Raw genomic sequence first — 7,261 nt, 5'->3', positions numbered from 1 at the left:
CCATCAAAATCCTGGAAATCATTTTCGACTCCCCTCCCGTATTTTTGCTCGTATCATACCCTAATTCAGCAACGCCGTTTTTGTCTTGCCAGACTGCCAGAATCAGCGGCATATTGTTGAGAGCGGATATGATAGCAAAGTTTTTGCTAGGTGGAAGCGATGCTTTTTCAGAGCTTTGCAAGATGATGTCCTGTTGGTCAAGTGTGATCCAAGCAATTCCTGACAAAACTTGAATTTCTCGATGAGTTTGAGGCAATCTGTATACCTCGTTTTCCATCAGAATAATGCGATCCTCTTCGAGGGCTCCGCTAACGGGCGCTGCACATTTGGAAGATATTTGAAGCATAGCATCTCCTACTTGGTAATTGGTAATTGGTAATTGCTAATTGGTAATTGCTAATTGCTAATGGACGACTGTATTTCACTGCTTTTCCACGCAACCCACACACTACTATTGGCAATAACGCCGATCGATCCAAGCGCGCATTTCATCATCCGTTGCCACGCAGGTAGAACGACCCGTCGCCCGATCGCAACCGTGCCACCAAGTGTTACCATAGCGATCGCACGTCTGCCAAATTCTCAGTTCGTCCTCACTAGAAATGAGGTAGAGCCAAAACTGCCCAATTTTATTTATAGGTGAAAAGAGAGATAGCCCTTTCTGTTGTGCGGATATTTTAGCTCGATATGTTATCGGAAAAAACATCATTATTCGGGGGTTTATCAGACTTTTGTAAGTAGACATAGCCAACACCTTAAAGTGATTATTTCTACAAAAGTTGCACTAATAAAATTACAAAAAATAGCTTTTAACTGCAATAAAATTTTTGCAATTAAAGCACAATATTATTGTTGTCGTGCAAGTCCTGTAAAAGTCTATCTGTTACCTGATAAATTAACCTTAACTCTGCGGCAATTGACAATCAAAGCATTGCTTGCATAGGTTGTATGAATAAAATCGATATATCGAAGCCCTTGTGACAATTTGGGTACTACTGGCACAAACGCTATGAACGAAATCAATACGCGGCGGATGAAACTCTCTCAGATTCAAGCTTTGATAGCTGTAGCAGACTGTGAAAACTTTAGCGAGGCGGCTTTGCAATTGGAACTGTCCCAATCCGCCGTCAGCCACGCCATCGCCTCTTTAGAAACAGAATTGGGAGTGCAATTGTTCCACCGGGGGCGACACGGTGCTCAACTGACGCCAGTGGGGAAAAGGGTAGTGAGTCACGGGCGTCAAATAGCCTGCGCCTTAGAAATGATGGTCAAAGAAGCGGATTTAGAAAAAGGTTTGCAGGGAGGCCAGGTACGGATAGTTACTTTTCGGAGTGTCGCAACTCATATCCTACCGGGTATTATTGCTAAATTTCGCAGTTGCTTTCCCAAAATTACGGTTAGCATTACCGAAGTTTATTATACCCAAGCTGTGGAAGAGGCTTTGCGATCGGGCAAAGCAGACATCGGCTTTGTATCTCTTCCCATCTCCGATGAATTTGAAACTAGAGAAATTTTGCGGGATAAATATGTTGTGTTGCTGCCGCCAACTGCCAAATTGTCAAGTGATAAGATTACCTGGGAAGAATTAGCAGCTTATCCGTTGATTTTGCAGCCGGCGGAAAATCCTTGTTCGATACCGCTGCGAAAATATTTGACAACTTCGGGGTTTCCCTTAAATATCGCTTACGAACTCAGCGAAGATTCAACTATTGTCAGTATGGTGATGCAAGGTTTGGGTACAGCAATTCTTCCGCGTTTGGCTGCGGAACCGATACCTACGTCGGTGAAAGTTTGCACTTTGCCTGCGGATTTTGAAAGGGTAATTGGGGTGGCTGTTTTGAGGGATGGGTTGTTGATTCCGGCCGTGTTTGCGTTTTTGGATTTAGTTAAAAGTACCCCAGAGGTTGATAGTGAGGGCGATTTTCCGATTAATCCTTCATGAGAAATCTAAGTCAGTTGTTATTGGTTATTGGTTAGATTGGGTTTTTTTTACTGCAGATATCAACAGATGAACGCGGATGGGATTGTATCTGCGGTAAAAAAAATCGCATAAAATAGTACGATCGCTGATTGCCTATTTCATGCGTTTTGCAACAAGACTAGAACTGTCGCCTTGGTGGAATTTGATTCGACCATCTACCGAGTTTTTATCCTTTAATTTGAGCCAACCGCTACCAGACGCAGGATCGTTCTCATCATTACCGTCCCATGTAAACTCAAATCGCTGGTCCTTTCCATCTTTTACGACTTCGCCGTCAATTTCACCTGATACTAAACCGAATTGAAATTCTCCTGAACCTGTTTCATCAATCTCGATATAGGCTTCAACTTCCATGTCCAAATAATCACTATCCCACATTGCCATCTCTGTGATCCGCCATGTACCGCTATATTCCATTGCTTTCATGCTCCACTTGTGTTATTAATATTCGCCATCTCTCTCACCCAGTTGCGGAAATTCACCTCCGCTTCTACTTCATCTAGCTGCGCTGCTGCCAAGAATTCGTAAAGCTTTTCCTTGGGGACGATGGGAAAAGTGGGGCTGACAGATACTTCCAAATACTCATCGTTCTCTAGCTTATAAATTCGCCATTCTCTACCATTGTACCGCCAAAACTCCGGTACTCCCATACTGGCATAGAGAGCAAGCTTGTTAATATCGGTATGGGTGATATCTATTTCCACTACTAAATCGGGTGCTGGATCTGTGGCTATATCTACTGTACGACCGGCTACGAGGGGCTGATTTTGGATGTAATAGGCATTATCTGGTTCTGCACCGCGCTCTAAGTCCGATCGATCGAGGGTTGTCGAACCCATTGTTTTAATCTTCAAACCTAGCTCTACTACCAAAATCCGAATCAAAAGTTCGATTAAGCGTGCTGAAAATTCGTGTTCTTCTAATGGCATGGTTATTTCTAAAATCCCTCGATCGAATATCAATTTAGCTGCTCGTTTATCGCCCAGAATTTTGAGCAGTTGTTGATAACCCTGCCAAGTAATATTTCTAAACACCACTCGCTGTTCGCCTATGGGTAACGGTGGTGCGATCGGCGCAACAGAAATCATATTTTTTACTTCCAGCTATGAGATTTCTAAGATAACATAAGGAACAGGCATCTTGCCTGTTCCACAAATAAAAAATTATTGGCTGTGGAAGGAACAGGCATCTTGCCTGTTCCACAAATAAAAAATTATTGATTGTGGAACTGGCATCTTGCCCGTTCTTAAAAATAGTCAACAAATTCTATTTGTTCTTATCTGTTCTCTGCCGCAAAATAAATTCAGCTAGTGCTAAATCAACGGGCGTTGTGACTTTCAAATTCGTCTCTTCTCCTTCCACAATTCGGACTGGTAAACCGCATTTTTCAAACAAAGCCGCATCGTCGGTAACTTCCCAACCTTTCTGTCGCCCTTCTTCGTGACACTGCTTTAACAATTTCACTTCAAATCCTTGGGGAGTCTGGGCTGCCCACAAATTGCTTCTGTCTGGGGTGTCTCGCACGATCCGACGGTCATCCACGACCTTAATCGTATCCTTGACCGGGACGGCTACAATCAAGCCCGGACAGGTCAAGAGAACCTCGGCAGATCGATCGAACAATTCAGCAGTTGCCAAACACCTGGCGCCGTCGTGAATCAACACTCGATCGGCATTTGGTGGCAAAGCCTGCAAACCGTTGTAAACTGACTCTTGCCTGGTGGCGCCTCCTTTAATCAGTTCCACGGGCTTGACCAAAGATAAATCGCTCAGAATTGCTTTAAAATCCGGAAAATCGTCTGGCTGGCCCATGATGCCAATCCAGCTAATGTGCTGCGAAGCTTCAGCCGCAGCCAAAGTCCAACTCAGCAAAGGTTTAGAGAGCAAAGTCAGCAGCAGTTTGTTCCGCTGACTCCCCATCCGTCGCCCCGAACCTGCTGCAGGAATTAATAAGTGCATTAAGTAACCCTTCTTCACCCAACTAGGTATATATTAAGAGCGTCCTGTACTTTTGGGTCAGTTGTTTAGCTGTCAGCCAGTAGCTTTTAAAGTCTAGAATTACTATAAGCTGATAGCTGAAGACCGATCGCTGAGAGCTACCTCGATAGATAATAGCCCGATCGTTTATGATGCGAATACTAGCACTTGTCCCTGGCGGGATTGGCGACCAAATTTTATTTTTCCCCACCCTCGATGACCTCAAGCAGTCTTATCCAGAGGCGCAAATTGATGTCATCGTGGAACCGAGGGCGAAGGGCGCTTACCGAGTCTGCAAGTCCGTCAAAGAAGTTTTGACGTACAATTTCAAAGACCGCAACGCTATGGCAGATTTGGGCAATTTACTGGGCGTAATTCGCGATCGCGAATACGAAGCAGTTATTTCCCTCGGCCAGCGGTGGACTGTAGGGCTGCTGCTGTGGCTGACCGGCATTCCGCAGAGAGTTGGCTATTCGGGAACCAACGGTGCTCGATTTCTCACTGCTGCGGTACCGCTGAAAACTGAACAGTACGCGGCTTCAATGTACCACGATTTGCTGCAAGGATTCAACATTACAAATCCTTGTCCGGCGATCGCAATTAATGTACCTAAACAGGACATTCAGTGGGCGGAAGCCGAACAGCAGCGGTTGGGAATCAAAGAAAGCGGTTACATTCTAATTCACGGCGGTTCGAGTCAATTAGCTGTGTCTAAAGGTATTGACAAAATTTACCCTACAGACAACTGGAAGCAAATAATTGAAGATTGTCAGCAGCGGCAGCCGAATTTGCCCGTTGTTGTTGTGAAAGGGCCCGAAGATGCAGACTTCGTGACAAAGTTAGTCGAGTCATGTCCGAATGTAAAAGTTATCTCGCCGGATGATGTCGGCAAGTTGGCTGCCACCATTGCTGCTGCTAATTTGATGATATGTACTGACAGTGCGCCGATGCACTTAGCTGTGGCGGTTCAAACTTATACAATAGCTTTGTTTGGCCCGACTGAACCGGCGAAATTGTTGCCAAAGAGCGATCGATTTTTGGGCATTAAATCTCCTACTGGCAAAATGGCAGACATCTCTCCTCAAGATGTTTTGAAGAAGGTTTGGGGCGGCTAAGAAGAAAAGTTCGTAGTAAGGACTTTTAGCTGGTTTCCAGGCTCTGCCTGGGAACCCATATCTAGAGGCTCTGCCTCGCTTGTCTGCGCTTCACAGGAGGCGGAGCCGGGGGATGAGGAAAGAAGTCGGGCATCTAAAACTCGATGTTAGTCTTCCAAATCATCCATTATCTGCTGCAACCCACATTCCGCACCCTCAACTTTCACCATCGGTTTTTAACTATTGTGATCGAGCAATAAAGTTCTAAAGTAGTATCCGGCAAATTCCAATCGAGAATTACTAGCACAGGCTTGAATTTCTCAAACAATGCTAAACCAGTCTCGCCATCTGCTGCCAAATATACTTGATATTTGTGATTAAAAAAGCAATGAATTAAATTGCGGATGTATGGGTCATCATCCACAACGAGAATCTTGGGAGTAGTATCAGCAATCATCACAAAAAAGTTCCTTTCTGTTGTCACTGGACAACTGGCAATTTCAGAACAGCTTTAGTGAAGAGTAAAGGCTAGGTCGTTCCAACTAAACAGAGTTTTTTCGGGCAATTCTTGTTTCAGCTTGGTCTTGAGGTCAAAAGGCTTGCCCCAATCCCATATTTCGATCTCTAGGCGTTCGTTAAATACTGCGATCGCCAGTTCTATTTTCGGAGTTTCCAATGACCGATTTGTGTGGGCGTGGCGAACAGCATGGGCAAAACCCTCGATCGCAGCAAGCTTGCAAAGCTGCCAAACTGCTTCGGGAATGGGTAGAGGCTCTAAAAAAACTGCATCGACCCACCATAAAAGTTGAGTAACCGCCTGGAGTTCGCTCTTTATTTGAACCTTGAATTTGTGGGATGGCCGGTTATAACTTGGCTCGGATTGAGGATTTCGTTGCTCTTGAAGCCAGTTAAAGCTGTGTAAAACGTCGATCGCACGCTTAAAAATACTAGCTTGAGTGCTAGGTTTGTGTGGTACTAAAGCTGGCTGAAAATATTTTACAATTAACAGACAGTTTCGCCCCTCAGACGTGCGGGTATAACTTAGCTCATCGGCAATTTTGCCAATAAGTTTTATACCTATTTTTCCTATTTCATCGATTTCGCTAAAATCTTCGTCACGGTGCGAATTTTCTAAGTTATAGTTCATAACGGTTTCCTCTGCTAAATATTGAAGTTTTTTGTTTCTACAGATATCCTACTGAAGCCAAAAGGAAGAATGTAGGGTCAACAAGGTGAGTTTTACTTTGCGATATGCCATGATTTTTATGGCAAATTGGGCAGGAGATTAAAACCTATCGGCCCTAGTCAGGCACAACTAATTAAAGAATGAATTGCAGATATAGTCATCTTGGCTAAAACATAAATTGCAGATCCTTTAAACCGAAGGTATCTTTTGCTTGCGATTGGTTGCTTGTAATTTTTTCTGGAAAATTAAGAGGTTTTCCCCAATCCCAAATTTGAATTTCTATGCGTTCGTTAAAAACTGCGATCGCCAGATCGATAGGAGTGTTTGATGGCATATTTTTGTGGTGGTGAATAGCATTGATAAACCCCTCCACGGTCGCCAGTTTACAAAGCTGCAAAACTTCTTCGGGAAGTGGTAGATTCTCTAACTGTTCGACCCACCATAAAACTTGATTGACAGTGGCGACATCACTATTGAGTTGCAGAGTAATTTTTTGCAGTGGCTGGTTAGAAGTGCGATCGGATTGGCTAGTTTTTTGCTCTTTCAGCCAGTTGAAAATGTTTAAAGTATCGGTCGCTCGCTTAAAACAACCAGTTTGAGTGCTAGGGTGAGGTAATACAGGCTGAAAATATTTTACAATTAACAGACAGTTTCGACGGTCAGAAGTGTGGGTATAACTAAGCTCATCGGCAATTTGGCTAATAATTTTTATACCTATCCCCAGTGACGGGATTTCATCCATTTTGCTAAAATCTTCGTCACCGTGTGAGTTTCCCAATAATTTAAAATTCATTTGACTGACCTCTCTTGTTTATCAATAACTGCTTGTCTGTGTTCTGATCAAATCATCGCATCACTTTAATTGAGTGAAGTTGACCAGAGGTATAAACTTAGGTCTATTAGAGGCCGGTATAATCAAAGTATAGTCAAGGTATAATTAAACTACTGTCATGCAGAGTCCCTATCCTTCGCAAGGCTCAGGACTGCGAAGCATTCCAGCCGTCTCAGAGCTCCTTGACAAGG

9 protein-coding genes and 1 pseudogene are annotated in these 7,261 nt (G+C 43.9%); 2 read left to right on the top strand and 8 right to left on the bottom strand.

What is annotated here, in order from left to right; genetic code table 11:
* Together QUA33_RS17735 and QUA33_RS17730 are read right to left on the bottom strand one after the other, a co-directional pair.
* A partial coding sequence (locus tag QUA33_RS17735) for a hypothetical protein (protein WP_333149888.1) occupies positions 1–346 on the bottom strand: 346 nt, incomplete at its 3' end.
* A 105-nt stretch (positions 347–451) separates the two neighbouring features.
* Positions 452–709, bottom strand: a complete 258-nt coding sequence (locus QUA33_RS17730; protein WP_333149886.1) for a hypothetical protein — start codon at positions 707–709, stop codon at positions 452–454.
* Between the two features lie 300 nt (positions 710–1,009).
* Here QUA33_RS17730 and QUA33_RS17725 point away from each other — a divergent pair, with 300 nt between their 5' ends.
* Complete coding sequence (locus tag QUA33_RS17725; RefSeq protein ID WP_333149884.1) at positions 1,010–1,942, top strand: LysR family transcriptional regulator; 933 nt, start codon at positions 1,010–1,012, stop codon at positions 1,940–1,942.
* 132 nt (positions 1,943–2,074) lie between these two features.
* Here QUA33_RS17725 and QUA33_RS17720 read toward each other — a convergent pair whose 3' ends face one another.
* From QUA33_RS17720 to ispD, 3 genes are all read right to left on the bottom strand, one after another.
* A complete protein-coding gene (locus tag QUA33_RS17720; RefSeq protein ID WP_333149882.1) occupies positions 2,075–2,407 on the bottom strand; it encodes a hypothetical protein in 333 nt (110 codons plus the stop codon).
* Positions 2,404–3,069 carry a Uma2 family endonuclease gene (locus QUA33_RS17715; protein WP_333149881.1) on the bottom strand — a complete coding sequence of 222 codons (666 nt, stop codon included), beginning with the start codon at positions 3,067–3,069 and terminating at the stop codon, positions 2,404–2,406. The genes QUA33_RS17720 and QUA33_RS17715 overlap by 4 nt, the downstream gene beginning before the upstream one ends.
* Before the next feature lie 178 nt (positions 3,070–3,247).
* Positions 3,248–3,940: a 2-C-methyl-D-erythritol 4-phosphate cytidylyltransferase gene (gene ispD, locus QUA33_RS17710; protein WP_333149879.1), complete on the bottom strand. Its 693-nt coding sequence runs from the start codon at positions 3,938–3,940 to the stop codon at positions 3,248–3,250.
* Positions 3,941–4,110: 170 nt separating this feature from the next.
* Here ispD and QUA33_RS17705 point away from each other — a divergent pair, with 170 nt between their 5' ends.
* On the top strand, positions 4,111–5,073 hold the full coding sequence (locus QUA33_RS17705) for a glycosyltransferase family 9 protein (protein ID WP_333149892.1): 963 nt from the start codon (positions 4,111–4,113) through the stop codon (positions 5,071–5,073).
* A gap of 247 nt (positions 5,074–5,320) precedes the next feature.
* Here the strand turns inward: QUA33_RS17705 and QUA33_RS17700 are convergent.
* The 3 genes and pseudogenes from QUA33_RS17700 to QUA33_RS17690 form a co-directional block, all read right to left on the bottom strand.
* A pseudogene (locus QUA33_RS17700) lies at positions 5,321–5,509 on the bottom strand (response regulator transcription factor); the annotation flags it as partial.
* 54 nt (positions 5,510–5,563) lie between these two features.
* Positions 5,564–6,199 carry an ATP-binding protein gene (locus QUA33_RS17695; RefSeq protein WP_333149877.1) on the bottom strand — a complete coding sequence of 212 codons (636 nt, stop codon included), beginning with the start codon at positions 6,197–6,199 and terminating at the stop codon, positions 5,564–5,566.
* 205 nt (positions 6,200–6,404) lie between these two features.
* Positions 6,405–7,031, bottom strand: a complete 627-nt coding sequence (locus tag QUA33_RS17690) for an ATP-binding protein (RefSeq protein ID WP_333149875.1) — start codon at positions 7,029–7,031, stop codon at positions 6,405–6,407.
* Positions 7,032–7,261 lie beyond the last annotated feature (230 nt).

The organism is Microcoleus sp. Pol14D4 (genome assembly GCF_036701245.1).
Lineage (GTDB): Bacteria > Cyanobacteriota > Cyanobacteriia > Cyanobacteriales > Microcoleaceae > Microcoleus.
The sequence above is the reverse complement of the archived record's forward strand: the minus strand, read 5'-3'. Positions and strand labels throughout refer to the sequence as shown.

What these genes read in the sequence shown, in the direction of transcription:
- QUA33_RS17730 (WP_333149886.1), bottom strand. Translation starts at nt 709, where the DNA reads ATGATGTTTTTTCCGATAACATATCGAGCTAAAATATCCGCACAACAG.
- QUA33_RS17725 (WP_333149884.1), top strand. Translation starts at nt 1,010, where the DNA reads ATGAACGAAATCAATACGCGGCGGATGAAACTCTCTCAGATTCAAGCT.
- QUA33_RS17720 (WP_333149882.1), bottom strand. Translation starts at nt 2,407, where the DNA reads ATGAAAGCAATGGAATATAGCGGTACATGGCGGATCACAGAGATGGCA.
- QUA33_RS17715 (WP_333149881.1), bottom strand. Translation starts at nt 3,069, where the DNA reads ATGATTTCTGTTGCGCCGATCGCACCACCGTTACCCATAGGCGAACAG.
- ispD (WP_333149879.1), bottom strand. Translation starts at nt 3,940, where the DNA reads ATGCACTTATTAATTCCTGCAGCAGGTTCGGGGCGACGGATGGGGAGT.
- QUA33_RS17705 (WP_333149892.1), top strand. Translation starts at nt 4,111, where the DNA reads ATGCGAATACTAGCACTTGTCCCTGGCGGGATTGGCGACCAAATTTTA.
- QUA33_RS17695 (WP_333149877.1), bottom strand. Translation starts at nt 6,199, where the DNA reads ATGAACTATAACTTAGAAAATTCGCACCGTGACGAAGATTTTAGCGAA.
- QUA33_RS17690 (WP_333149875.1), bottom strand. Translation starts at nt 7,031, where the DNA reads ATGAATTTTAAATTATTGGGAAACTCACACGGTGACGAAGATTTTAGC.